27 protein-coding genes are annotated in these 26,156 nt (G+C 55.8%); 2 read left to right on the top strand and 25 right to left on the bottom strand.

Going from position 1 to position 26,156, the window contains the following annotated elements:
- Positions 1–3 precede the first annotated feature (3 nt).
- The 25 genes from ON16_RS03495 to rarD all read right to left on the bottom strand — a co-directional run bounded on the left by ON16_RS03495 (position 4) and on the right by rarD (position 23,692).
- Complete coding sequence (locus tag ON16_RS03495) at positions 4–798, bottom strand: DUF2705 family protein (protein WP_026648251.1); 795 nt, start codon at positions 796–798, stop codon at positions 4–6.
- A gap of 13 nt (positions 799–811) precedes the next feature.
- The gene (locus ON16_RS03490; RefSeq protein WP_008726798.1) at positions 812–1,699 is read right to left on the bottom strand and encodes an ABC transporter ATP-binding protein; all 888 of its coding nucleotides are present in this window, start codon (positions 1,697–1,699) and stop codon (positions 812–814) included.
- Positions 1,696–2,313, bottom strand: a complete 618-nt coding sequence (locus ON16_RS03485; RefSeq protein WP_008726799.1) for a TetR/AcrR family transcriptional regulator — start codon at positions 2,311–2,313, stop codon at positions 1,696–1,698. Before ON16_RS03485 ends, ON16_RS03490 begins: the two co-directional genes overlap by 4 nt.
- Positions 2,314–2,479: 166 nt before the next feature.
- Positions 2,480–2,725: a DUF6061 family protein gene (locus tag ON16_RS03480; protein WP_008726801.1), complete on the bottom strand. Its 246-nt coding sequence runs from the start codon at positions 2,723–2,725 to the stop codon at positions 2,480–2,482.
- A 269-nt stretch (positions 2,726–2,994) separates the two neighbouring features.
- A complete protein-coding gene (locus tag ON16_RS15515; protein ID WP_144032039.1) occupies positions 2,995–3,390 on the bottom strand; it encodes a hypothetical protein in 396 nt (131 codons plus the stop codon).
- Positions 3,391–3,405: 15 nt separating this feature from the next.
- Positions 3,406–4,539: a glycosyltransferase gene (locus tag ON16_RS03470; RefSeq protein ID WP_040659422.1), complete on the bottom strand. Its 1,134-nt coding sequence runs from the start codon at positions 4,537–4,539 to the stop codon at positions 3,406–3,408.
- A 205-nt stretch (positions 4,540–4,744) separates the two neighbouring features.
- Entirely contained in the window at positions 4,745–5,017 is a 273-nt protein-coding gene (locus tag ON16_RS03465; RefSeq protein WP_040659420.1) for a TIGR03905 family TSCPD domain-containing protein, read from the bottom strand.
- Between the two features lie 81 nt (positions 5,018–5,098).
- The gene (spo0A, locus tag ON16_RS03460; protein WP_040659418.1) at positions 5,099–5,857 is read right to left on the bottom strand and encodes a sporulation transcription factor Spo0A; all 759 of its coding nucleotides are present in this window, start codon (positions 5,855–5,857) and stop codon (positions 5,099–5,101) included.
- Positions 5,858–6,039: 182 nt separating this feature from the next.
- Complete coding sequence (gene spoIVB / locus ON16_RS03455) at positions 6,040–7,083, bottom strand: SpoIVB peptidase (protein WP_040659416.1); 1,044 nt, start codon at positions 7,081–7,083, stop codon at positions 6,040–6,042.
- Between the two features lie 387 nt (positions 7,084–7,470).
- Complete coding sequence (gene ftsZ / locus ON16_RS03450; RefSeq protein ID WP_040659413.1) at positions 7,471–8,643, bottom strand: cell division protein FtsZ; 1,173 nt, start codon at positions 8,641–8,643, stop codon at positions 7,471–7,473.
- A 155-nt stretch (positions 8,644–8,798) separates the two neighbouring features.
- Positions 8,799–9,563, bottom strand: coding sequence for a cell division protein FtsQ/DivIB (locus tag ON16_RS03445; RefSeq protein ID WP_040659410.1), 765 nt, complete (start codon positions 9,561–9,563; stop codon positions 8,799–8,801).
- A 21-nt stretch (positions 9,564–9,584) separates the two neighbouring features.
- On the bottom strand, positions 9,585–10,853 hold the full coding sequence (gene murA / locus ON16_RS03440; RefSeq protein WP_040659408.1) for a UDP-N-acetylglucosamine 1-carboxyvinyltransferase: 1,269 nt from the start codon (positions 10,851–10,853) through the stop codon (positions 9,585–9,587).
- 65 nt (positions 10,854–10,918) lie between these two features.
- Entirely contained in the window at positions 10,919–12,049 is a 1,131-nt protein-coding gene (gene murG, locus ON16_RS03435; protein ID WP_040659406.1) for an undecaprenyldiphospho-muramoylpentapeptide beta-N-acetylglucosaminyltransferase, read from the bottom strand.
- A 50-nt stretch (positions 12,050–12,099) separates the two neighbouring features.
- On the bottom strand, positions 12,100–13,371 hold the full coding sequence (ftsW, locus tag ON16_RS03430) for a putative lipid II flippase FtsW (RefSeq protein ID WP_323405477.1): 1,272 nt from the start codon (positions 13,369–13,371) through the stop codon (positions 12,100–12,102).
- Positions 13,372–13,418: 47 nt separating this feature from the next.
- Positions 13,419–14,405 carry a phospho-N-acetylmuramoyl-pentapeptide-transferase gene (gene mraY, locus ON16_RS03425; protein WP_040659404.1) on the bottom strand — a complete coding sequence of 329 codons (987 nt, stop codon included), beginning with the start codon at positions 14,403–14,405 and terminating at the stop codon, positions 13,419–13,421.
- A 121-nt stretch (positions 14,406–14,526) separates the two neighbouring features.
- Complete coding sequence (locus tag ON16_RS03420; protein WP_040659860.1) at positions 14,527–15,975, bottom strand: UDP-N-acetylmuramoyl-L-alanyl-D-glutamate--2,6-diaminopimelate ligase; 1,449 nt, start codon at positions 15,973–15,975, stop codon at positions 14,527–14,529.
- A 125-nt stretch (positions 15,976–16,100) separates the two neighbouring features.
- On the bottom strand, positions 16,101–18,557 hold the full coding sequence (locus ON16_RS03415) for a penicillin-binding transpeptidase domain-containing protein (RefSeq protein WP_243441754.1): 2,457 nt from the start codon (positions 18,555–18,557) through the stop codon (positions 16,101–16,103).
- Positions 18,558–18,611: 54 nt separating this feature from the next.
- Positions 18,612–19,175 (bottom strand): hypothetical protein, encoded by a 564-nt coding sequence (locus ON16_RS03410; protein ID WP_040659402.1) that lies wholly within the window; start codon positions 19,173–19,175, stop codon positions 18,612–18,614.
- Positions 19,176–19,268: 93 nt separating this feature from the next.
- Entirely contained in the window at positions 19,269–19,436 is a 168-nt protein-coding gene (locus ON16_RS03405; protein ID WP_040659400.1) for a DUF6440 family protein, read from the bottom strand.
- Between the two features lie 38 nt (positions 19,437–19,474).
- Positions 19,475–20,413, bottom strand: coding sequence for a 16S rRNA (cytosine(1402)-N(4))-methyltransferase RsmH (gene rsmH / locus ON16_RS03400; protein WP_040659397.1), 939 nt, complete (start codon positions 20,411–20,413; stop codon positions 19,475–19,477).
- Position 20,414: 1 nt separating this feature from the next.
- Positions 20,415–20,831, bottom strand: a complete 417-nt coding sequence (mraZ, locus tag ON16_RS03395) for a division/cell wall cluster transcriptional repressor MraZ (RefSeq protein WP_040659858.1) — start codon at positions 20,829–20,831, stop codon at positions 20,415–20,417.
- Between the two features lie 356 nt (positions 20,832–21,187).
- Positions 21,188–21,733, bottom strand: a complete 546-nt coding sequence (locus ON16_RS03385; RefSeq protein WP_040659392.1) for a hypothetical protein — start codon at positions 21,731–21,733, stop codon at positions 21,188–21,190.
- Between the two features lie 5 nt (positions 21,734–21,738).
- Positions 21,739–22,239 carry a pantetheine-phosphate adenylyltransferase gene (gene coaD, locus ON16_RS03380; protein WP_040659390.1) on the bottom strand — a complete coding sequence of 167 codons (501 nt, stop codon included), beginning with the start codon at positions 22,237–22,239 and terminating at the stop codon, positions 21,739–21,741.
- On the bottom strand, positions 22,236–22,808 hold the full coding sequence (gene rsmD, locus ON16_RS03375; RefSeq protein WP_040659388.1) for a 16S rRNA (guanine(966)-N(2))-methyltransferase RsmD: 573 nt from the start codon (positions 22,806–22,808) through the stop codon (positions 22,236–22,238). Before rsmD ends, coaD begins: the two co-directional genes overlap by 4 nt.
- Positions 22,799–23,692 (bottom strand): EamA family transporter RarD, encoded by an 894-nt coding sequence (gene rarD / locus ON16_RS03370; protein WP_051131502.1) that lies wholly within the window; start codon positions 23,690–23,692, stop codon positions 22,799–22,801. The genes rsmD and rarD overlap by 10 nt, the downstream gene beginning before the upstream one ends.
- A gap of 265 nt (positions 23,693–23,957) precedes the next feature.
- Here rarD and ON16_RS03365 point away from each other — a divergent pair, with 265 nt between their 5' ends.
- The gene (locus ON16_RS03365; protein ID WP_193372936.1) at positions 23,958–24,308 is read left to right on the top strand and encodes an Asp23/Gls24 family envelope stress response protein; all 351 of its coding nucleotides are present in this window, start codon (positions 23,958–23,960) and stop codon (positions 24,306–24,308) included.
- Between the two features lie 22 nt (positions 24,309–24,330).
- Positions 24,331–26,025 carry a DAK2 domain-containing protein gene (locus ON16_RS03360; RefSeq protein WP_040659386.1) on the top strand — a complete coding sequence of 565 codons (1,695 nt, stop codon included), beginning with the start codon at positions 24,331–24,333 and terminating at the stop codon, positions 26,023–26,025.
- The last annotated feature ends 131 nt before the right edge of the window (positions 26,026–26,156 follow it).

The raw sequence follows: 26,156 nt of genomic DNA, 5'->3' as shown, positions 1-26,156 counted from the left end.
CCCTTATGAACGAAACTGAATGTCTTTTTTCAGAAAGACACCGTAAGACAGCACCAAAAACAGGGTAACCAGCAGCACGCCCCAGCCAAGATAGGTCATATCATAGAAGCCAGTTTCGGAAATTTTTGCAGCTCCAAAGAAGGAGTATGGGGACAGGAAACTGATAGCCCGGTTACTGATGATGTTGGAGAAGCTGGTTATGCAATACTCCACAAACACGACTAATCCGGCGGTCAGCAGTGGGCTACGGTTGCGGGGAAACAAAATTCCCACCATCAGACCCATTGCAGCAAAGAACAGCGTAACAAGGGTGAGGGACAGAGCAATCAGAAAAAACTCTCCCCATGGAGTTCCGGAACGAAACATTGCCATGGCCAAAAAAGAAGCCAGCAGATACGCAGCACCTACGACCACCACTCCGATCAATACAGTCAATGCCTTTGCCCAATAGATTGTTTTCCGAGGAAAGGGCTTTGTAAACAGGTATTCCGAAGTTCCTTCCGTACATTCTCTGGTGTGAACGGAAATGCCGAAGTGCATTCCGAAAACGCCGGAGGCAATCATGAAAAAGCTGGTCAGAAACCCATAAATGCCCAACGGGGAAGTCAAGTATTCCATCGATACGCCGACACTCCTGTAAAAGTCCGTGGTGCCCATGGTTTCAAAGAGTTCCACGGAGGCAACATCCAGGAAGCTGTAATAAGTCGGTGTCATCAAAAAGATACACACAGCCAAGGCGATGGTCCAGCCCAGGATATAGGTTCGATGCCGTTTCAGTTCATATTTCAAAATGACCATACCTGACACCTCCTTACTCATAGTAGTGCATGAAGATTTCCTCCAAAGAGGGCTCTTCCAAAAGCACATCGTCCAAATGCAGCAGGTGAAGTTTATCAATGATTGCTGTGATATTGCCGTTATACATAAAGGAAACAGAGGTCTTGTCCGGGGTCTCAGAGAAATTCGCAATACCAGGCAGCTCCCAGAAATCACTGGAAATCGGTGTTTTGGTGGTAAGGCTGACCTTTTTATAACCGCTTTCCCGTAGTTCTCTGATAGACTGGATGCTCATGAGCTTACCCTCTTTTAAGATTGCCACCCGGTCACACAGCTTCTGTACCTCGCTGAGTACATGGGAGGAGAAGAAAATTGTGGTGCCCCGGTTGTTCTCCTCCTTCAGAATATCATAGAATGCCTGCTGGATCAGCGGGTCTAAGCCGCTGGTAGGTTCATCCATGATCAGCAGCTTAGGGGAAGTCATAATGGCAGACACGATGCCCACCTTTTTCTTGTTGCCCAGAGACAGGTCTGCAATCTTCCGGGACAAATCCAAATTGAGCCGTTCGGAAAGCTCATACATTTTCGTTTCACAGTTCATGGCGTACAGGTCGGCGGTGTATTGCAGTAGTTCCCGCACCTTCATGTTTTCATAATAGCTGTTCTCGCTGGGGAGGTAGCCCACATCTCTGGCAATGACACTTGCCTGACTCTGGCAGTCTAAACCGAAAATAGAAGCGTTGCCACCGCTGGGACGGATCAGACCCATCAGAGTGCGGATGGTGGTGGACTTACCCGCACCGTTTGGGCCAATGAAGCCAAAGAACTCGCCCTGATTAACTGTGAGATTGAGGTTGCTGATACCTCTGTGTTTCCCATAGTGCTTGGTCAGTTGGTTCAAGACAATAGCGTATTCACTCATTTTAAATATTCCTCCTTATAGAAATTGTTTTTTAGAATTGAAATGGTTTTTTCAAATTCATTCATAACTGTTTCAAAATCAAAAACGGCTGCGTTACGATAACGGGCTGCATACCCCTCCGCCATCACTAAAAGCATATTGTAAACAGGTTGAGCATCTTCGGGATTTTTGAACTTTAAGGAATCATCCTCTCGTAAAACCATTTCATTTCTGAAATTCCCTGCTTCCATCTTTAATGAAGCAAGTAGGTCATTGACTTCAGGAGAAGCCTCTTCCCAAACACTTGCCATAAATTGAGTAATAAACGGGTGTGTTTTCATTGCAGCCATTTTCATCTTGCTGGAAACCAGAATGCGGTTAAACAGATCGGTTTCTGAATCAAGTATCGTTTGGTCAAACGAAGGCATAATGATTTTCATACAATATTCCAACAGGTAGGTATACAGTTGTTTTTTGCTGCCAAAGTACTGAAATACGGATGCCTTTGAAATATGCGCCGTTACAGCAATATCGTTGACAGAAGCCTTATCATATCCAAACTTACCAAAGCACTGGAGTGCCGCATTGATGATGGTAATTTGCTTTTCCTCGCTTAGTGCAAAAAATTTGTCCATTTAATTTCTCCTTTCAAGTGACCGATTCGGTTATTCACAGTATAGCACCGATAACCGATTCGGTCAAGCGATTAGAAATCTAATTCTATGCCAACATCCACTACAAAAAAACGCCTGTACGAGCATTTCTCATGCCCGCACAGGCGGCTTGCTTTATCTTTGGCAATCAATCCAAAGGTTTATATTCTGTTACAGTTTTCAAGTAGGTTTCCGTATCGCCGTTGAGGATCAAATCCGCATAGGCTGCCGGATCGTTGTAAATCAGCCAGTCCAGCTCTGACCTCTGGTACATATTGTCTGCCACCTCGTTCTCCACGGCGGTGCAGTCAATGGAAACCATGCTGCCGTCTGCATATTTCAGCTCGACACAAGCATTGTCGATATTAAACTCACAAGATAATAATCGGTTCACAGTGGTAATCTCCTTACAGATTCTAATTTTCAAAATGAATAATCTGTCGTGATGAACCCGTTTCCCGAATATCGATTCCCATAGACCGCACCAATTCCGCACCAAATGCCCATGAAACTATATGTAAGTACATGGATTTATATAACGGAAAAGTACGAAAATATGGGATTTATTGAGGTTTATGAAGGAATATAGAGATATGAAAAGGCTGTTTATCCAACGATGCCGAGTTTCATAGCAGGAACCTCCATGCGCCGCGTTCGCATCTGTTAAAAAAGCCCCCTTTGGAGGCTTTGACGCGCACTGCGGCTTACCACTTTTGCGGCGAGCGGCACGCCGATCTTCAACCGGGACACAAATCCCGGCCCGTCCATGCGCGCAAGCGCACTGCATTTGTAATATTGTAACAGTTTCCTTGCAAAAGCGCAAGATCGGTCTAAATTTTTCTCAGCCAAATCTGCAAGGCTTTGCAGCCGTACCATAGATTCTCCGCACTGCTCCGCCTTATGCCTGCCTTGGCGCAATCCGGTATTTATCCAGTGCAGGGCATTTTCCGTCCGGCAGATTGAAACGGTCCAATACGCAGAACAAGCGCCTGCTGTGCAGGCGCTTGCGTTCCTTTCTTTCAGGCGCGGCAGACGCGATTTCCGCAGCCCTTCCGGCACTTTTGGATACCTCCGTCAGTGCCGCATTTCCCGGATGGCCGCGCGGAACATCTCCTCCGTCTGGCAGATGGACGCTTCCAGCGAATAGTCCTTCGCGCTCTCCGCGTAGCGTTTTTCCATCTCCTGCCGCTCCTGCGGGTGCTCATACCAATAGTCGATGCGTTTGGCCAGCAGCCTGCTGTCTCCCGCTGGGAACAGGCTTCGTTCATCCAGTGCGAACTGGGGCGTGGCAGATCGGGGTGACTGGGCGATCACCGGCACCAGGCCGCAGGCAAATGCCTCCATACAGCTCATGGCCTCAATCTCCGCGTCGGAGGTATGGACATACAGGTCGCACTGGCTGATGATCTCAATCAGCCGCTGGGGCGAATAAAATTCCAGAATCGCCGGATTCGCCAGCTGCGCCTCACACTGTCTGCGCAGCTTTTTTTCCATGGGACCTTTGCCCGCCAAAATCAACTGGATATGGGCTGCATGGCGGGATTTGGCGCAGGCGTCAATCAGCACATCCTGCCGCTTCTCGCCGGAATAGCGGCCCACCATTAAAATCGTAAATTTTTCTTGAAGAAACGCTTCTTTTTCCCGCTTGTGATAGAAATAAGCGGGGCTGATTCCATTCGAGATCACATGAAGCTGGGCGGTGTATCCGTGCTGACGGAGCTGGTCCGCAATCATGTTGCTGGGGCAGTGGATGTGGGTAAAGCGGTTAAAAAAAGTATCCCGAAAACGGTTGTATACAAAGTCGTTGACCCGCCGGCTGTTGCCCAGATGGACGGAAAACGTGATGTTCTCCGGCTGGCAGTGAAACGCCGCCGTGTGGGGAATGCCCAGTTTTTCCACATGCCGCAGGCCCATAATGCCCAGCGGCGAGGGCATCATAAAATGCACCACATCCGCCCAAGCCGCCGCTTTTTCAAACACATGGCGGTTGGGGATGGCCAGCCGCATTCCCTGACTTGTAATCAGATGCTCCACCACCGGCAGAAATTTCATCTGCCGCACGGCGTATTTATAATCCGCAGGTTTGCCGCAGGCTATGACACGCACCTGATTGCCGTGCTGGATCAGGGCGCGGGCAAACCGCTGCGCGCTGATTGTCGTGCCGTTGTTGGCGTCGTCAAACTGGTCGATGACCAATACGATTTTCATTTCTTGATCCCTCTTCCCGTGTCCGCCCAGCTTTGCAGTGAGCGGCGCGTCCAATCCGGTCAGCAGGCGTACGCCAGCCCAGCCGAAATTTTTTATATAGATACAGATGGTAGCATTTTATCAGCTTTTCGTCCGTTTGTCTATTCATTTCCCTTTTTCCGGCAAAAGGAAATCCGCTGTACAGCGTACAGCGGATTTCAGATGTTCAGTTTTCAGATGTTCCTGCCTGCCGCGCCAGTGCCTTTTCCAGCCCCTGCGCCAGCTGATCGGGACAAGAGGTAGACTTAAACCCGCAGCGGATTCCCTTCAGCCTTGCAATGGCCTCCTTCGCGGGCATTCCCTGTACCAGCGCCGCAATCCCTTGCAAATTACCGCTGCAGCCACCCAGAACCTCCAGCTTCTCGATCACGTTGTCCTCGCTGAGCTGAACGTGCATCTCCTGAGAGCAGGTGCCCTGAGGGCGAAATGTAACTGTCATATGCGAATCCTCTCCGTTTCTATTTTCGGGAAAGGATATCATATTGGGGCCATTCCGTCAAGAGTATCCCGCACAAAGCAGTTAGGCTACGCCGCCGGGGTTCCGCCCCTCCAACACCAGCCGGTCGGCAATCATGGCAATGAACTCGCTGTTGGTGGGCTTTCCCTTGGTATTGGAAACCGTATACCCAAAAAACTTTTGTAAAGTTTCCAGATCTCCCCGGTCCCAAGCAACCTCAATGGCGTGGCGGATCGCGCGTTCCACGCGGGAGGGCGTGGTGGAAAACCGCTGGGCCACCTCCGGATAAAGGACTTTAGTAACCGCATTGATCACGTCCATATCCTCCACCGCGATTAAAATCGCTTCCCGCAGGTATTGATAGCCCTTGATGTGTGCGGGGACGCCAATTTCGTGGATAATATCGGTAACCATATTTTTCAAACTTTTTGTATGTGAAACAGGTTGCACAGGACGGCAGATCGAGCGCATTCGCTCCAACAGCGCGTTGTTTTCAAAAGGTTTTGGCATAAAAAACGCCGCGCCTTTTTCCAATGCCTCCGCAACCACTTGCTCTGTAAAAAAGGACGACACCATCATTGTGCGTACCGGCAGCTCCTCCTTCCTGATTTGCTCCAGCACACCGAAACCATCCAGTTCCGGAAGTACCACATCCAGCACCAACAGGTCCGGGCTCAGGTCCCGGACCTGCTGGAGCGCGCTTTTTCCATCGTTCACATCGGCGACAACCGTAAATTCTCCACTCTGTTCAATTGCCTCCCGCAGCATAGCGCGGTAGCTGTCATTTGCGTCGGCCACGATCACTTTCCTGCAGATTTCCATAATTTACCCTGTCCTCCATATTTCCATTGAAATTTCCTTCGGTTTCCCGAAAGTTCGGAATACGTTTTCTATAATTTAACATAAACGGACAGGGTTTGCAAGATAGAATTGTCAATAAATGGGATTTTTTATTCGACCCATTCTGCAAATACTACAAGGGATTCGTCAGGATCATTCACGAATCAGCTGTTTTTCAACATATTCCGAATCAAAATGCCGTAGCCCCGCGTGGGATCTCCCAGCAAAACATGGGTCACCGCACCCACCAAACGTCCATCCTGAAGGATTGGCGAGCCGCTCATTCCCTGCACAATGCCGCCGGTCTTTTCCAAAAGTTCCGGATCGGTCACTGTGATCAGCAGGTTGCGTCCTGCCACGTCTGTGTTCAGAATTTTGGTAATTTGAATTTCGTATTCCTTGACCTCGTCGCCATCCACATTTGCCAAAATTGTGGCTTTTCCATCGTGGACCTGATCGTTTTCTGCCACGGGAAGCGGATTTTTGCTAAATCGTTCGATCAGCTCCTGATCCGTCAGCGTTCCAAAGACGCCGCCGGAGGTATTCGCGTAAAGATTACCGGTGTCACCGGTCAGGTCAAAATCACCCTTCAGTTCTCCTGCCGCGCCTGTCTCACCCCGTTTCACCATTTTCACGGTGGAGGGTAAAATAGAACCGGCGGAAAAGGGCATCAGCGCGGCGGTGTCCACGTCGGTAACGCCGTGGCCCAACGCGCCAAAGGTATTGCTGTTCGGGTCGTAGAAGGTCATGGTGCCGATACCGGCCATGCTGTCCCGAATCCAAGCACCGATGGCATATTTGCCATCTCCGTCGCTGTCATTGGGGGTAACGCTTAAATCCAATGTTTTGCTGCCCCGGTGAACTTCCAGCTTTGCACTTTCGCCCGCCGCATCCTGAAGCAGGGATTGAAACTGCTCTGTGGAAGTAACTGTGCTTCCGGCACACTGGACAATCACGTCTCCGGCTGCCAATCCGCAGGCCTTCGCGGGTGTTTCACCGTCCGCCAGCTTCACCACCAGAACGCCCCTTGAAAACAGTTTGATGCCAACCGTGTGCCCTACGGGAATCAGAGTTTGGACGGAAGAGATGTCCACTGCTGCCGCCGGGATCGTCAGCGCAGACATCAGCAGCGCCACCGCCAGCGCCAGCGCCGCGCCGCCCCCGCGGACGCTCTTTGGTTTTTTCGATCTTTCAACCGTTTCATCCATTGAATCGCCCCTTTCTGAAAGCCCGGCCCCCGCCGAACCTTCAGAAAAAGCGTCGACTTTTTTGTTTTTTCAACTTGTTTTTTTGAACGCCTGCCGACAACACTACTGTTTGCAGAAGACCGAATTTTTGCCGCTGAAAAAAGCGGCGGCGCTCCCATGGAAGCATTCGCCTGCGTCCGTGCTGACGGCAGTTGAAAGAAAATTCACAAAACTTTTTTCCGTTTCTTTCAAAACTTCCTAGTTGTCTCTGCATTTATTTAACAAAAAAAACGCTGGAAAGATCCATTAACAGAACTTTCCAGCGTTTCAAATGTACTTTTTTCTCTGTACGCAGATGCGTTTGCGATTCCAGACAGAAACGCTTTTTCAGCCGCGTCCTGCGGTAAATCAGTCGTCTCGCCGATTAAAAATCTTGAAGATATCCTCGAACGGGTCGTCTTCCGGCTCCTCCGGCTTCGGGTCGTCCACTGTGCTCAGGGGTTCCGGCACGGTCGCCGTGATCTGCTGTGCCGCCGCAGCGGGTGCCGCAGCAGAAGCCGCCGGAGCCTGAACAGGCGCAGCGGGTGCGGCAGCTGCGGTAGTCTTTCCCTGAAGTTCGCCCGGGTCTTTTTCAAAGCCGGTAGCAATCACAGTCACGCGGATCTCGTCGTCCAAATTCTCGTCGAACTGGGCGCCAAAAATCGTGATGGCGTCGTCGCTGACCGCATCCTGCACCAAGGACGCGGCCTGCTCCACTTCCTCCAGTCCGATGTCCATGGAGCCGGTGACATTGATGAGGACGCCGTGCGCCCCCGCGATGGAAGTCTCCAGCAACGGGCTGGAAATTGCCATTCTGGCGGCCTCTTCGGCCTTGCCCTTACCGGCGGCGCGGCCCACGCCCATATGCGCCAAACCGGCGTCTTTCATAATGGTGGTCACGTCGGCAAAGTCCAAATTGATGAAACCGGTGTCCCGGATCAGATCAGAGATCGACTGCACCGCCTGACGCAGCACGTCGTCCGCGATCTCAAAAGCGTTTGCAAAGGTGATCTTCTGGTCGGTGGCGTGCTTCAGCCGCTCGTTGGGGATAATGACCAGAGAGTCCACTTTCTCCTTCAGCTCCGCGATTCCCAGCTCTGCCTGCTGCATCCGGCGGCGGCCCTCAAAGCCGAAGGGCTTGGTCACCACCGCCACCGTCAGGATTTCCATTTCCCGGGCGATCTCCGCCACAATGGGCGCGCCGCCGGTGCCGGTTCCGCCGCCCATGCCGGCAGTGATGAACACCATGTCGGTGTCCTCCAGTGCCTTTGCGATCTGGCTGCGGCTCTCCTCGGCGGACTTGCGGCCCACCTCGGGGTCGGAACCCGCGCCCTGACCGTGGGTCAGCTTTTCGCCAATCTGAATCTTATAAGTAGCGCTGGACACATTCAGCGCCTGCTTGTCCGTATTGATGGCCACAAAGTCCACGCCCTTAGTGCCAGAGCGGACCATGCGGTTGACCACGTTGTTGCCGCCGCCGCCGACGCCGATTACTTTAATATTAACAACGGCGTCCGGGCCGGTCTCCAATCCAAATGCCATAAGAAGCTGCCTCCTGCTATCGTTCGTATCGGGAAAGTCTCCCCACTGGTCGTATCACATGGCTCGCATGGAATTACGCTCATACTCTTTATAATATATGACACTTTGCCGTCCGGGTCAAGTCTTCCCGCAGTTTTTCCGGCAGTTTTTCACTTCTAACTTTTGATAAACACATTCTGGCCGTCGTTTCCCGTCATGCGAATGGTTCCGACCTCGTTGGATTCGATTTTTCCACTGTCCAAAATCGTCTGAAGTGTCCGCAGCTTATACGGATAATCCGCTCCATAGGGCATTTCCACGCGGAACCGCTGGGCATAATCCATGCTCAAAATCGTCAGGTCGGCCAGATGGATTGCCTGCACCTGATCAATCATTTTTTTCTCATCCAGCGCTTTCAGCAGGGCCAACAGACTCTCCTGCTGAATGCTGCGGTCGGTGGACAGCGCGATCGGCGTGGCCACAGAAGGCGCCAGCAGTTCGCAGCCGTCGATCTTTGCAAGATCTTTGGCGGCGGACGCCACTCGCTGCTCCACAATTTTTCCCTCGGGGCTCACCAACCACGCGGAACCCTCCTGTACCACAGCCAGCACCGCGTCGCTCTCCGTCACGTCGATTGTCAGCGTATCCGGCAAAACGCGATTGATGCGCACCTGTGCAATATAGGGCAGTTTTTTCAAAAGGTCCTCCGCAATGGCATACTTGTTCAGCAAAAAAAGGTTGTCGCCTGTACTCAGTCCGGTGGCTTCAATAATCTCCGCCTCCGAATAGCGATCCTCGCCGGTAATGGTAATGGTATCCACCCGGAAAAACAGCGTCAGCGCCACCACAATGACGGCGCAGATGGCCAAAACGGACAGCAGCTTATAGAGGAAGCCAAATCTTCCCCGTCTGCGTCGATTGTAATTTCTTCGTCTGGCCATCTGCCGTTCTCCAGTCTGTTTCTATTCTCCGTCAGGTCCGTCCTCCCTGCGGATATGGGCACCCAGCGCACCCAGCGCCCGAGTAATGTCCTCATAGCCCCGGTCAATATGCTCCACACCGGAAATGGTCGTCTCCCCTTCAGCCATCAGCGCGGCCACACACAACGCCGCACCGCCGCGCAGATCCGTGGACCGAACGGTGGCTCCGTGGAGCCGCTCCGCACCGGAAACTACCGCCACCCGGCCCGACACACGGATATCCGCCCCCATACGGGTCAATTCATCCACATGGCGGAAACGGTTTGTAAAAATGTTCTCCTCAAATACGGTAACACCCCGGCTGCGGGCCAAGGTCGCCATCAAAATAGCCTGTGCGTCGGTGGGGAAACCCGGATACGGCGCGGTATGAATGGGCCGGATGGCCCGCAGATCTTGTTCCCGGCGGAGCGTGATGTCGTTCTCATCCGCCTGCACGGTGCAGCCCGCTTCCCGCAGCGCCGCCGTCACGGTGGCAAGGTGCCGTTCCTTTGCCCCGGTGAGGCGAGCCACTCCTCCTGCGGCGGCCGCCGCACAGAGATAGGTCGCCGCTACAATGCGGTCCGGCATCACGGTATATGCGCAGCCGTGGAGCGCCGCCCCACCCTCCACGGTCACCGTGGATGTTCCCGCGCCGGAAACCTTTGCACCACAAGCACACAGATAGTTTTGCAGATCCTCGATCTCCGGTTCCCGGGCAGCGTTGCTGATGGAGGTCGTCCCCTCGCCGCCGCAAGCCGCCAGCATCAGGTTCTCTGTGGCTCCCACGCTGGGCAGGCTCAAAATCAGTTCCCGCCCCACAAGGCGCGGCGCGGTGCAGCAAAGCCGCCCGCCGTCTTCCCGGATATCGGCCCCCAAGTCTCGCAGCCCCGTCAAATGTAAATCTATGGGCCGCGGTCCCAACTCACATCCGCCCGGATAGCTCAGGTCCGCCTGACCGCATCGTGCCAGAATGGCCCCTAAAAAAATGGCGGAGGAACGCATTTCCCGCATCAGCGTGTCGGAAATATCACTGCGGCACAATCCGGCGGTGTTCACCACCAGCGCGTCTCCTTCCCAGCGGGCCTCGCAGCCCAGATGCCGGAGAATCCTGACAGACGCATCCACGTCCCGCAGCCGGGGACAGCCCCGCAGCACCGTCTCTCCCCGATTCAGGATCGTGGCCGCCAGAATCGGCAGTGCGCTGTTTTTTGCGCCTTGTACCGCTATGGAGCCGGAGAGGGTGCTTCCCCCCTGTACGATGATCTGACTCATAAACAATTCCCTCCGCATACAGAATGGTTCAACAATCCATCGTATGCAAAGGAACGCCCCAGAGGTTACAGCAGTTCCAGCACCGTTGTGTAGATGCGCTCCGTGGCGTCCGGAATCCCCAGTGCCTCCATGGCGGCAGACATCTCCGCCCGCCGCGTTTTGTCATGCAGGATGTCGCAGCTCTTTTGAAACAGGGTCGGCCCGTTGGCCTCGCTCTCCAGCACCACGCAGGCTCCGCCCGCTTTTTCCAGCACCCGTGCGTTTTTCTCCTGATGGTTGTTGGTCACATAGGGGGACGGCACGATCAGCGCCGGAACGCCCAGCGCCGTCAGCTCGCTGATGGTGGACGCCCCCGCCCGGCACAGCACCAAATCCGCCGCCCGAAGCACCCGGTCCATATCGTAAATGTAAGGCCGCACCTCCAACGCCGGATGCGCCGCCAAATCCACGTTCTTCTCTTTCAGCAGACCCAACAGCGTCTCATAGCCGCCGCCTGCGCCGTGGATATGGTGAAACGGCTCCTTCGCCGCCTCCAGCGCCAGAAAGTCCGCCATTTGGCGGTTCATGCCCGCCGCACCCAAAGACCCCCAGAAAGACACGACCACGGGCCGATCATCCCGAATGCCCAATTCCTTGCGGGCCTGCTCCTTCGTTCGGATGAAAAAGTCGCCCCGCACCGGCGTTCCCGTTACCACCACATGGGCGGGGTCCTTATATTGTTCCCGGCATTCCTCAAAGCCCACCATGATGCGGTTTGCAAAAGGCTCCAGCAGCCGGGTCGTCAGTCCCGGAACCATATTGGACTCGTGAATAGCGGTGGGAATGCCCGCCTTTGCGGCCGCCTTCACCATGGGAAAGCTGGCATACCCCCCGGTTCCGATCACGACCTCCGGCTTGAATTCCTTCAAAATCCGCCGAGCCTCATGAGGCGCCCGAAAATAGTTACCCACAGAAATCAGATTGTGCTTGATTTCCGCCGGTTTCATAGAGCGGTGAAAGCTGGAGATGTGAACCGTCCGAAAGGCATAGCCAGCCTTTGGAATCAAGTCCTTTTCAAGGCCGCGCTCCGCGCCCACGAACAAAATTTCCGTTTTCGGTTCCCGCTCCAGCAGCAACTGCGCCAGCGCGATGGCGGGGTTCACATGTCCCGCGGTCCCCCCGCAGGTGAAAATGACCCGCTGCGGCGCTTTTCCCATACCAACACTTCCTTCATCTTTCTGCCGCCCAGCTTTTTCATGCGTCGGTATTAAATCTTCATCTGCCGCGACACACTCAAAACAATTCCCATTTCAAAAAGCTGGATGGTTAACGCCGTACCCCCGTAACTGAAAAACGGGAGAGACACACCGGTGGTGGGCAGCAAGCCCGTCACCACGCCCATGTTCAAAAAGGTCTGGAACGCCAGCAGCGTGGTAACGCCCACCACCAAAAGGCTTCCGAACCGGTCGCGGGCGTGGAGGGCGATCCAGTATCCCCGCAGGATCAGCGCCGCGAACAGCAGCATGATGACCGCCGCGCCGATCAGGCCCAGCTCCTCGCACACGATGGAAAATACAAAGTCGTTGTGTTCCTCGGGCAAATACATGAACTTCTGGCGGCTTTTTCCCAGACCCACGCCCAACAGCCCGCCCGAGCCGATGGACAAAAGGCTCTGGGCCAGCTGATACCCGTCTCCCCGCGCGTCGATGAACGGGTCGTGCCACATGGCGATGCGGGACGCGCCGTATCCGATAATTCCGACGATGGCGTACATACCCGCCGCCGCCGCACCCAGCGCGCCCAGCACCCAGCCCCAGCTGATGCCGCCCACCAGCATGATGGCCGCGCCCGCGCCCAAAATCAACAGCGTGCCGGAAAGGTGGGGTTCCATCATCATCAGCCCCGCGATCACGCACAAAATGATGCCGTAGGGCAGAATCCCGTACCGAAAGGTCTGCATTCGTTCCTTTTTTCGGGAAATGGTGTCGGAAAAGTAAAGGACTACCGCCAGCTTTGCAATTTCCGAGGGCTGGAACTGCAGCGCCGTATTCGGTACCCCCAGCCAGCGGGTGGCGTTGTTTCGGGTCAATGCAATCGGGTTGCCGGGGATGATGACCAGCACCAGCAGGATAATCGCCAGATACAAAAGCGGCTTTGCCATGCCACGGAACCGCTGGTAGTTGATTTTTCCCACAAACGCCATGGCCGCGATTCCCATGATAGCGAACACACCCTGCCGGGATACGTAATACGTGGGGTTGCTGTCCTCGTAATAGGCCCGGGGAAAACTGGCGGAAAAGAGCATCACCAGCCCGATGATGGTCAGCATCATCACCAGCAGGCAAAAGGGCAGGTCAATGGGACCGCGCGCCAATTCCCGGCTCTCCTGTTCCCGGAGCATCCGCTCTTCTTTCGCCCTTTGGCGGGCCAGCAGTTCCTCCCGGCTGACAGAAGGGCGGCGGACGCTGCTGTACCCCCGGTCTTCGTTGCGGCGCGCGGTCCGGGGGCGGCTGCCAGTTGGTTTGCGTTCCCGTGTCACTGTCGTCTCCCCCTTTCCATCCGCGCAAAGCGCATTGTCAGATCGCCTTAAAGTTTTCCCTGTATGCCAAGCCACGCCAGCGCGCAGCCCACCAAGGTAATCAGAGAGAATACTGCCACCAGCTTCGCTTCGCTCCAGCCGCACAGCTCAAGATGATGATGCAGCGGGGCCATTTTGAAAAAGCGCTTGCCGTGGGTGGCTTTAAAGTACCCCACCTGAATGATATCCGACACCGTCTCGGCAATGTAGATAACTCCAACCGGGATCAGCACCAGCGGCATATCCATTGCAAAGGCCAGCGCCGCCACCGCACCGCCCAGAAAGAGGCTGCCGGTGTCGCCCATGAAGACCTTGGCCGGATGGTGATTATAGGCAAAAAACGCCACAAGGCCCCCCGCCAACGCCGCCGGAAGCAGAGCAAGGCCCGCACCGTAGACCGCAGCGGCCGCCACCGTGAAGAACACCATCACCACAAAGGTGACGCTGGCGGCCAGACCGTCGATTCCGTCCGTCAGGTTCACAGCGTTGACGCAGCCCACAATCACAAAAGCCGCGAAAATAAGATAGACCACCCAGTTAATTGTCAGGGTCACATTCACAAAGGGGATATAAAGGTTGTTGGTCAAAAGTCCCTCATACCGCATCAGGCTCAGAAAAACCACCGCCGCCGCCAGCTGCAGAACGAATTTCTGCTTGGCGGTCAGTCCCTCGTTTTGATGCTGGCGCACCTTGCGGTAGTCATCCACAAAGCCGATCAGTCCAAATACCAGCGCGAACAGGTATACATACAGATGGGCAAAATCTCCCGCCAGCATCCGTCCCCAGCCCAGAACAATCACCGTCACGCCCGTGCCGATGATGAACATGATGCCGCCCATAGTGGGCGTGCCGGCTTTGCCGGCATGCCACTTGGGGCCGTCCTCACGAATTTCCTGTCCTGCTTTCAGCTTTCGCAGCTCCGGAATCAAAAACCTGCCGATCACCAGTGTCAACAGGAAGCCGGCAGCCAGCGCCAGCCAATTTGAAATGTCCATATGGTTCCCTCTTACCCGGCACGGCCGGGCCTTTCCCTGTGCATTCTCTATACCAAGAGTATTTTCAGTCCTCTATTGTACAAACCGAAATCAGTTTTCCGTAATCTTCCCCGAAGGCGTATCACCGCATCAGGCCCAGATGCTCCGCCACGATCTCCCGTTCATCCATGTGGCGCTTCTCGTGGTTCACTTCCTGATAAGTTTCGTGACCCTTTCCGCAAAGAACAATCACGTCGTCCTTCTCCGCGTTGTCCATGGCATAATGGATGGCCTCGACCCGATCCACGACCACGGCGTAAGGCGTGGGGGTTCCCTCCATACCGGCCAGAATCTCATCGACGATGACGGCGGGCTTCTCCGTCCGGGGATTATCAGAGGTCACCACCACAAAGTCCGCAATCTCCACCGCAATTTTGCCCATCTGAGGGCGTTTCGTTTTATCCCGATCCCCGCCGCAGCCGAACACCGCCACGGTGCGGCCCTTTGCAAAGCCCTTTACCGTGGTCAGAACATTTTTCAGACTGTCCGGACTGTGGGCATAGTCGGCCAAGATGGTATAATCCCGGCCCGGCGTGGGAATCACTTCCACCCGGCCCTTGACGTGGGGAACCTTGCGCAGAGCCTCGGCGCTTCTTACAAGAGGAACCCCCAGCTTCAGCGCCGCTGCTAAAACATCCAGCGTATTATATATCATAAATCCGCCCGGAATGCCAACCCAAATTTTTACCCGCTCATTTTTTGTGACCGCGGTGAACGCCACATGGTCCGCGCCAAGCTCGATATCCTCGGCCCACAAATCGGCGCCCGCCTTTTCCCCGTAAGAGAATTTTTCGCACGTTGCGTCCTTCATCAGCCGCGCGGCCCAAGGATCGTCGGCATTGTAGATGCCGACGCTGCAGTTTTGAAACAGGATGGCTTTTGCGTCGCAGTAGTTCTCCATAGTCTTGTGAAAATCCAGATGGTCCTGCGTCAAATTCGTGAAAATCCCCAAATCGTACCGAATGCCGTGGACCCGGCCCTCGTACAGCGCGTGAGACGACGTCTCCATCACCACATGGGTGCAGCCCGCATCCAGCATTTGACGGAACAATCCTTGCAGCTCAAAGCATTCCGGCGTGGTTCGCTCCGTGGGCAAAACCTCCTCGCCGACCATGTTCTGGTTGGTTCCGATCAGGCCCACCTTCGCCCCCAACTCCTGCTCCAAAATGGCTTTCAGCAGATAAGTGGTCGTGGTTTTTCCGTTTGTACCGGTAACGGCAGTCATTACCATGTGCTCCGCCGGGTGGCTGAACCAGTTGACGCCCAGCATGGCCAGCGCCCGCCGTGACTCCTTCACCAGTACATAGGGAATGCCGCTCTCCGGTTTTCGTTCGCACACGGCGCATACCGCTCCGGCCTCTTCCGCCTTGCCGATATAGGCATGGCCGTCCATGGTATAGCCGCTGATGGCAACAAACACGTCGCCTTTTTGCGTTTTCCGAGAATCATAGCTGACACCCGTGATCTCCAGATTTTCATCCGCGTGGAGTTCCAGCACATCTGCGCCGATCAGTAAATCTTTTAATTTCATTTCTAAAACACGCCCCTTTTTCAGTGTGTATGATAAATTTTCGGTCATACACAGTATATCCGGCGCAATTTGCAAAGTATACGTGAGAAAGTGCTGAAAACCCTGCAAAACCTGTCAGAGCTCCCTTAGTCTGCTGTTTTTCCCTGCGCGCCCAGCTGCACGGAAACCACCGTTCCGGCGGGAACCTCCGTTTCGGGGGCGACAGACTGATTCAGCGCGAATACATTTCCGCTGCTGGCGGCCGTTGCGCCGGTGACCTTCATAATCAGGCCCGCATTAGTCAGCGCCGTATTGGCCTGCGCCGCCGTCATGCCCACCACACTCGGAACCTTACTGGGCGTGTTGGGCTTTTCCTCGCCCAGATACAGGATGATGGTGGCGCTGTTGGGAACGATGGCGCCGCCCAGCGGCGTTTGATCGGTAACCGTCTCTCCGGTACCCACCATGCGGCAGGTAAAGCCGAGATTTGTGATCTTCTCCTTCGCGGCCTCCGCCGTCTGCCCCACCACGTTGGGAACGGTTGCGTCCGCACCCACCATCTGCTCGGCGGTATAGTCCGGTTCCACGCCCACATAGGGCAGGATTTCACCCATAACGGAGCTGGCGGTGGGTGCCACCATGTTGCCTCCGGAGACGTAAACTCCGGTATTGCGGCTGGGGGCGTCCATGGTAATCAGCATGATGATCTTGGGATCGTCCGCCGGGGCAAAGCACATGAAGGACACCACCACGTCTTTGTCGGGGTTGCCCGTTTTATCCGCGGTGCCGGTCTTGCCGCCGATGCGGTAGCCCACCACCTGACCGTTTTTACCGGTACCGGAGGCCACCACGTATTCCAAGCACTCCCGCACGGTTTTGGAGGTCTCCTCGCTGACCACCTGACGCACGGGGGTGGAATCGTGCTGATATTTGATATTGCCCTGATCGTCCACCACCTGCTCCACCAGATAGGGCGTACGCAGATAACCGCCGTTGATGGTGGTAGCCTGCGCACGGATCACCTGAAGCGGAGTAACGGTAAAGGTCTGGCCGAAAGCATAGGACGCCAGAGAAACCACGTTGGAGTTAAAGTCCTTTTCCCCGGCAAACATGCCCGTAGTCTCGCTGATTTCGTCAATGCCGGTCTTTTCCATCAGGCCAAAGGACTTGAGATACTGGTAATATTTTTCCGTCCCAATTTTCAGACCCATGCTGATAAAAGCCGGGTTGCAGGAGTGCCCGGTAGCCTCCATCAGATTTTGCAGTCCGTGACCGGAGCGCTTGGAGCAGCCAAAGGGTTTGGACCAGCCCGGAACCATAATGGAGCCGGAGCAGCTAAAGGTGGTGTTCAGGTTCACCAGCCCTTCCTCCAGCGCCGTGGCCAGAGTGATGGGCTTAAAGGTGGAGCCAGGCTCATAGGTGTCGCTGATGCAGCGGTTACGCCACTGCTCCCCCAACGCCGCGCTGACCACCTTGCTGCGGGCGGCGGCGTATTCGTCGGTTCCCTCCGTCAGTCCTGACAGAGCCGCAGAGAGGTTGCTGTTCATATGGGCAGCCAGCTTCGTATCATAAACCGCGAAGGGGTCGTTCAAATCGAAGGTGGGATAGGACGCCATGGCGATAATCCCGCCGGTATTCACATCCATGACGATACCGGTTCCGCCGTTTTTGGCCCCGAACTTATCCACCATGGACTCAATGCCCTTTTCCAGACACGACTGTACGCTCACGTCAATGGTGGTTACCAGGCTGTCGCCATTTTTCGCATCGTAATACTGCTCATACTGATAGAGCATATCCTCGCCGGTATTGGTCTTGGCGGTAACGGTCAGACCGGAGGTGCCCTCCAGCACATCGTCGTATTTCGCCTCCAGCCCGTAAAGCCCCGTGTTGTCGCTGCCCACAAAACCGATCACCTGAGACGCCAGCGTTCCGTAAGGATAGTAGCGCTTGGAATCGGCATTGAGGAAAATGCCATGGAGCTTCGTGGGGCCTTTCGTGGGATCGCTGATCAGAACGGTCTTTCCCGCGGCGTTTAAGGTGGTGAGCGCGTTCCCCTCGTCGTCGATCTCGCCGTTGATAAAGCGGCGAACTTCGTCGGCCATCTTCTGCTCCACCTTTTTTCTCAGCTCCACATACTGGGATTTCGTTTTGTTCATCTTCTCCAGAACCACGCCTTCGTCAAGTTCCAGAATGCGGGCAAGACCCCGGGCAACATATTCCTTGTCCTGCGTCTCCTTGTTGTTTTCAATGTCATAAGGGGAGATGCACACCGTCTCCGCCGAGGCGGAAACCGCCATGATCTCTCCGTTTTTATCATAGATCGCGCCGCGCGAAGCCGTGACCACTGCGCTGCGGGTCTGCTGGGCCACAGCCTTCTCCTGCAGTTCCTCGTGCCGGACAATCTGCAGGTTATACAGCTTCAGCAGCAGCGCCACGAATACCGTCACGCCCAAAAGGACCATCATCAGCACCGTCCGGTTGCGGATGGTCTGATTGGCCCAGCGGGCTGCGTCGCTTTTTCTGCGCTTATTGGGCTTGTTCATCATATCCTCCATCTTCCAAACGGCGTCCGCCGCCATGCGCCTTCTAACAAGATTCAAGGAGTAAGAAGGAGCGCCCCTCCTTCTTACTCCCTCTGTTCACTGTATTGCGTCTCAGCCGAAATATTCCACCACTGCGTAAACGCCGTGGTTCAGCGAGGTCACAACCCGCTCCAGCAGGCCCGTCTCCCGCTTCTGATAGACCACTGCGCAGTCTCCGTCGCTGAGGTCCATGTAATAGGTCTGCCCGCTGCTGGGCTTGGCCATTCCGGCGGACTCCGCCGCCTCTTTCACCGTGTCCAGATCAAACATCTGGGCATACTCCGCGGTGAGACTCACGTTTTCGGTCTGAAGCTGGCGCAGTTCCTTGTTCAAGGAGACTACGTCGCTGGAAAGGCCGGTCAGCTGCACATGGCACAGCAGCGTCATCACCGCCAACCCCGCCACTGCCAAAAATCCCAGCACCGTCAAAAAGGAAACGTGCTGCCGTTCCCGAACCTTTGCATGGGTAACGGAACGCACACGGGGTTCCGCCACAGTCTCTTCCCGCCGCCGGGGCAGTTCGCCCGCGTGGGACAACTGCCGCTCCCGCAGTTCCCGATCCAAATCATAAGCCAGATCTCCATAGGTCGCGCTTCGATGGTTATAGCGCGGAGTTCGCGCAGCCGCAGCCGCCATGCCGTCTCCCCCCTCTCCTTTGTACTTTACACACAAGGCGCTTTTGCAAGGTTTCTCCCATCCTTGCCGGGGAATCGCCCCCGCAGCGCCCGTTTATTTTTCCAGCATCACTGGTTTTCCGTCCTGATCCAGCAGCGGCGTTACGCCTGCGGCGCAGCCGTTTCGGTGGAACAAATAGTGGACGCCGGTTTCCCGGTCCACCCATATTTCCGTCTGTGCCAAAGTTCCCTGCGTATAGATTTGTTCAAATCTAGGCCGCATACTATCCGCTCCTTTCGCAGTCCATTACGTCTGCGGCGTCATAGTTCGCATTTCTCCGCCACTCGGAGTTTTGCGCTGCGTGCGCGGGGGTTCTCTGTCAGCTCCTCGTCACCGGAGACAATGGGCTTTCGGGTCAGTATTTTTAATTTCGGCTTCTTGCCGCACACGCACACCGGAAAATCCGGCGGACAGGTGCAGCCCTGTGCCTGCGCCAGCATGGCCCGCTTAATGATGCGGTCCTCCAGCGAATGAAACGTGATCACAGCCAGCCGCCCGCCGGGCCGCAAAGCCGCGGCAGCGGCCTCCACCATGGGTTCCAGCGCATCCAGCTCGCCGTTGACGGCGATGCGGATGGCCTGAAAGCTCCGCTTGGCGGGGTGCTGCTTTTCCCGCAGCGCCTTGGGCGGCATCGCGGACTTGATGATCTCCACCAACTCCAGCGTCGTTTCGATGGGCCGTCCCTCTCTGTACCGGAGGATTGCCCGGGAAATGGCGGGCGCGTATCGCTCCTCGCCGTAATCGTAAAGAATGCGCCGCAGCTCGCCTTCGCTCCAGCCGTTCACCACCTCGTAGGCGGTGAGGGGCGCGGAGGTATCCATCCGCATGTCCAGCGGCGCGTCGTGCATATAGGAAAATCCTCTGGCGGCGTCGTCCAGCTGGGGAGAGGACACGCCAAGGTCAAAGAGCGATCCGTCCGCGGCGGGAATCTTGCAGTCCTGCAGGATCTCCGCAAGCTCCGAGAAATTTCCCCGAACCAGTGTCACACGGTCCAGCCAAGGCGCCAGACGCTCCTTTGCGGCGTCGATGGCGGCCCCATCTCGGTCAATACAGATGAGCCGGCCGGTGGTCAGCCTCTGGGCAATCTCTCTTGAGTGCCCTGCACGGCCCAGTGTCCCGTCCACATAGATCCCGTCGGGACGGATGTTCAGCGCTTCAATGCTCTCGCGGAGCAATACGGGTTTGTGAATATATTCCATATCAGAAATCCAACTCTTCCATGGCAGAGAGCATGTTTCCGCTCTCCAGCTCCTGCTGCTCCTGCGCCTGCCAGGTGGCCGTGTCCCAGATTTCTGCTCTGGAACTGACGCCGATCACAGATACGTCCTTTTTCAAGCGGGCATACTCCCGCAGCTTCTGGGGGATCAGGATGCGGCCCTGTCCGTCCGGCTCGCACTTGATGGCGTTGGAAAACAGAGGGCGCAGCGCCCGGGCTTTGGAATAGGGCAAGGCGTCGAATTTCTCAGTCAGCCGCGCCCAGCTCTGATCAGAATAAATCGTCAGGCAGGGGTCGGGCCCGATGGTGACGTAAAATACGTCTCCCAGCTCTTCCCGCAGCTTGGCAGGGATTGCCAGACGGCCCTTGGCGTCGATGTTGTGTTGATTTGTTCCTGTCATCAGCGCCATCCCCTTTCCAGCAATTTATGGGACAGGGATGAACCTTTTCACCACCACTCACCTCAAGTCACCACTTTTCCCCACTCACATGTTTGAGTATAATCAAATTTTGCCGGAATTGCAAGATGTTTTTTTAGATTACAACCCTCGAAAAATGACTGTTTTCGACATGATTTCACAAGAATTCTGTATTTTCAAACAGATGTTCTACGAGGTTGCATCCGTTGACATAAAGCCAAAAAAAGTTCCCCAACACAACATGTTGTGTTGGGGAACGATCTGCTAAATTTTATTGCACCATATACAGTGTATGCTAAAAAGTTTTAGGATTTTTATTGTGATTTTTCACAAACTTTTCAGGAATCTTCCCGTTCCAATGGTGCGTCCTGCCCTTGGTCGGGGTTATCTACCCGGCGGCGCTGCTCCTGCATCTTGTTGGCAGAGACACTGCGGAACCGAATACGGGACTGTTTCACCTCGTCCAGCGCCATCTGGATGGCCTCCTCGGTGCGGGACAGAGCGTCTTCGGCATACTCGTTGGCCACCTGATACAGCCGCTTGGACCGCTCCTCGGCGTTGTTCACGATGGACTGGCTCTTTTGCCGGGCGGCGTTGAGCACCTCGCTGTCGGACACCTTGGACTTGGCATCCAGTTCGGCCTGACGCATCATGCGCTCCACGTCCCGCTTCGCGTCCTCCACGAATTTATCCCGTGCAGCCAGCAGCTCCTGCGCCCGCTTGATCTCGATGGGCAGCTGCGCCCGCAGTTCATCCAGCAGATCCAGAAGCTCATCTCGATCCACCATGCTCATATTCGGCTTTAATGCCGGGGATTTCGCGTCTTCGATCTGCTCATAGAGCATGTCGATCAAACGGTTGACATCATTTGCATTGTTGGGCATCGGATTCACGCTTCCTCTCTGTTTAACTCTGTTCTCATTTTCCGTACCAGTTCCACCGCCGCCGCAGGCAGATACTTTTCCAACGGCTGTCCATAGCGGATCATCTCCCGCACCATGGAAGAACTGAAATGCTCATATTCCGCCGCCGCGGGCAGGAGCATGGTATCCAAGCCCGGGTGTAAATCGGCGTTGATGCGGGCAAGCTCCCGCTCCACGTCCCAGTCCGTTGCGTTGCGAACGCCCCGGACGATGGCGCAGGCCCCATGGTCCATGGCGTAATCCGCCAGCAGGCCGGGCCACAGTTCCGCCCGGACATTGGGGTATTCTGCCACTGCGGCCTTGACCAGCAGCAGCTTTTGTTCCGGGGTAAACATTTGATTCTTCTTTTCCGCGTTAGGGCTGACGCAGACCCAAACCTGTTCAAAGCAGGCCGCCGTCCGCCGGATGATATCCAAATGCCCCAGCGTGATCGGATCAAAACTGCCGGAGCAGACTGCTGTTCTCATGTGGCCGACCCCTCGTTTTCCTCGTCTCCCGCCCGGCGGTAAATCGTCAGTCCGATTTTCCCATAGCGGTATGTGCGGCTGACCCGATACGGCGCCGCCAGTGCCGGCAGCGTCTTGTCCGACGGTGCTTCCGCCGCAATTATACCATGCGGGGTTAAAATGTCAAACCGGGCAATCTGCGCCAGAGCCGGTTCCAAAAGCCCCGCCGTGTAGGGCGGGTCCAAAAAAATCAGGTCAAATTTTTCCCGCAGAGTACTCAGATATTCTATGGAGTCTCCGGCCACGACCCGCGCCCGGTCCGAAAGCTCGGTGAGCTTCAGATTCTCGCGAACCAGCTTCACCGCGTCGGCCCGCCGATCCACAAAAACGCAGCTGGACGCGCCCCGACTCAGCGCCTCGATCCCCAGCTGACCGGTCCCGGCGAACAGGTCCAAAACCTTGCGTCCCTCAATTTCAAATTGGATAGCGCTGAAAAGCCCTTCCTTCACCCGGTCGGTGGTGGGGCGAGTCTCCATCCCCTCCAACTCTTTGAGCCGTTTGCCCCGTGCGGAGCCGGTGATTACGCGCATGCCTCGTTCTCCTTCGCTGTTTTTTTCTGCTTTCTCCTGTCAGAGATCAGGAAAAGCGTCAGACTTGTCCACACAAAGCCAAATAAAATGCCGTGAGTAACGGTGAATTCCTCATGATAGAGCAGCACGCCCAGCAGCAGCTGAAGCGTTGGATTGATATACATCAGCACGCCGGACATGGACATGGACGTGGTCTTGATGCCCACGGCGAACAGCATCAGCGGGATGGTGGTCACAAGGCCGCTCAACGGCAGCAGCAGCCACTGCGCCCCGTGCAGAATGCCTCCTGCCCCCGCGCCCTGCATTTCCGCGGTAATGATCCAAATCAGCGCCAGCGGCGTCACCGTGGCAGTCTCAAAGAAAATGGACACGTTGGCGTCCACCGTCACTTTCTTTTTTACCGCACTGTACAGCGCAAAGCTCCCGCCAATCACCAGCGCAATCCAAGGGAACACCTGAAGCCGGACGGCGGCAATGGCAATGCCCGTCACGGTGAGCCCGGTGGCAAACCACTGGAGTTTCGTCAGCTTCTCTCGAAACAGCAGTGTTCCCAAAAGCACCGTCATGGGATTCATTATATAGTAGGCCAAACTTGCGTCAATGATATGAGCGCTGTTGACCGCCCAGATATATACGCCCCAGTTCACGGTGATCAGCACTCCGCCCACGGCAAGACGCGCCCACTCCCACCGGTTTTGGAGCACCGTCCGGACGCTGCCCCACTCACGTCGGGCCGTCAGCATCAGAAGCGTCATGACCAGCGACCACACAATGCGGGACGCCAGCACATACACGGAGTTCACCGACCCCAATGACTTCCAGAAAAGGGGCAAAACGCCCCACGCGGCATAGCACGCCGCCACATAGAATGCGCCCGTGTTCATCACTTTCGGCATCCCTTTCCGGCCCGCGCAGCCGCACAAATCTGTATTTTACAATTGTACGACATAGCGAGGTTTTTTTCAATAAGAAATCCGTTTTTTGCCTCTTTCTTTTTCATCAGACCGCTTTGGAATTGCACTCAATCGGTTTTTTATCTTGTACTTTGGCGTAAAATCGTATATAATAATTTCCTGACTAAGCAAAACAGCACATTTTGGGTCGGGGCTTTCCCTCGCGGGCCGATCTATGAAAGGAAAGGATGCTCTTATGATCCAACTGAATTCCGAGCAGGGCGCCGTCACGATCAGCAGCGCCGTGTTTTCCAACATCACCGGCATCGCCGCCACCAACTGCTTCGGCGTCAAGGGCATGGCCTACCGCTCCATGACGGACGGTTTGGTCCACCTTCTGCGCCGGGAGGCCATGAGCAAGGGCGTCAGCGTTACCAGCAATGACGACGGCACCATCTCCGTCGAGCTTCATATCATCGTCGAAAACGGCGTAAACCTCCCTGCGGTGTGCAGCTCCATTATGAATGAAGTGCGGTATATGGTAACCAGAAACACCGGTGTGGAGGTCAGGGCGGTCGACGTATGCGTTGACTCCATGACCCTGTGATCCAAGGGAGGTCTCAAAACAGATGAACGAACAGATCAGCGGCGCCCTCTTTAAACGGATGGTGCTGCATGGGGCCGCCTCCGTGACGGCCCAAAAGCAATCCATTAATGACTTAAACGTGTTCCCCGTCCCCGACGGAGACACTGGCACCAATATGAGCATGACCATCGCCGCCGCCGTCACGGAACTGCGCAAATGCGAGCCGGAATCCGTGGACCGCGCCGCCTCCGTCACCGCTTCCGCCCTGCTGCGGGGCGCCCGGGGCAACTCCGGAGTTATTTTATCTCTGCTGTTCCGGGGACTTTCCAAGGGGTTGAAGGGCCACGAGACGGCAGATGCCGCCACGCTGGCCGCCGCCATGCAGGAGGGTGTTTCCGCCGCCTATAAAGCGGTGATGAAGCCTGCCGAGGGCACGGTTCTCACCGTCTCCCGTCTCACCGCGAAACGGGCCGTGGACGCGGCGGCGGAAGGAATGGATGCGGCCGCCATGCTGGAAGCCGCCATCCGCACAGGATACGAGACTCTGGCCCAGACCACCGACATGAATCCGGTGCTGAAAAAGGCCGGCGTGGTGGACGCGGGCGGCAAGGGCTATCTCCTGATTCTGGACGGAATGCTGGCCGAGCTTCGCGGCGAGGCCATGCCGGAGATTTCCGGAGACAGTACGGAGGAAAAGGACAAGGCCGACTTTAACACGCTCTCCGCCGAGGAGATCACCTTTGCCTTCGACACGGTGTTCATCGTCCGCAAGGCGTATGAAAACATCTCTCTGGAGCCTCTGCGCGCCTATTTGAACAGCATTGGCGACAGCTTGGTCATTGGCGAGGACGACGAGGCCTTCAAGGTTCACGTCCACACCAATATCCCCGGCAGCGCTCTGACGGAATCCCAGAAATACGGCACGCTGGAGCTGGCCAAAATCGAAAACATGCGCACGCAGGCAGACGAACTGGCGGCCGGAAAACAGGCCCAGAGCACGGACGATCTGGACGCGGTGGAAGCCGAGCTGGAATCCGCGCCTGCGCAGGAATCCGGCCACAAGGTCGCTGCTCCGGAGAAGAAGTACGGCTTTTTGGCCGTCTGCGCCGGAGAGGGGCTTGCCGCCGTGTTCCGGGACTTGGGCGCCGACGGCGTTGTCTCCGGCGGGCAGACCATGAATCCCTCCACCGAGAGTCTTTTGGACGGCGTGGACGCCATCCCCGCCGAAACCGTGTTTGTTCTTCCCAACAACGGCAACATCATCATGGCCGCCCAGCAGTGTGCCGCGCTGACGGAGAAAAATGTGGTGGTCATCCCCACCAAAACCATTCCGCAGGGCGTGACCGCCATGATGAATGTGGATTTTGAGGCTCCCGATGCGCAGACAATTACCGACGCCATGACCGGGGCGCTCTCCGCCGTGGTTACCGCCCAGATCACCTATGCCGCCCGGGACTCGGATTTTGACGGCTTTGACATCAAGTCCGGGGACTATCTGGCGCTGGAAGAGGGAAAGCTGTTCGGCACGGACGCATCTCTTTCCGCGCTGACGGAAAAACTGGCACAGGACGCCCACGAGCGGGACAGTTCCTTCATCTCCATCTACTTCGGCGAAGACGTGTCCGAGGAGCAGGCGCAGGAAACCGCCCGTATGTTTGAAACCGCCTGTCCCGACGCGGAGGTTGCGGTACTTTCCGGCGGACAGCCTGTCTATTACTATATCATTTCCATGGAATAACCTTTTTAAAAAGGTTTTACAGCAAACCGCCCCGGGCGAAACGCTTTGCGTTTTGCCCGGGGCGGTTTCGTATGCAAAGGCTGAAGCGGAGCGGCCTCGCCAGAGCGGAGTGCGCCGTCGAAAGGATAGTC

Source organism: Oscillibacter ruminantium GH1 (assembly GCF_000307265.1).
Taxonomy (GTDB): Bacteria; Bacillota; Clostridia; order Oscillospirales; family Oscillospiraceae; genus Oscillibacter; species Oscillibacter ruminantium.
Note: the sequence above shows the minus strand (reverse complement) of the source record. Positions and strands in the feature narration are given on the sequence as shown.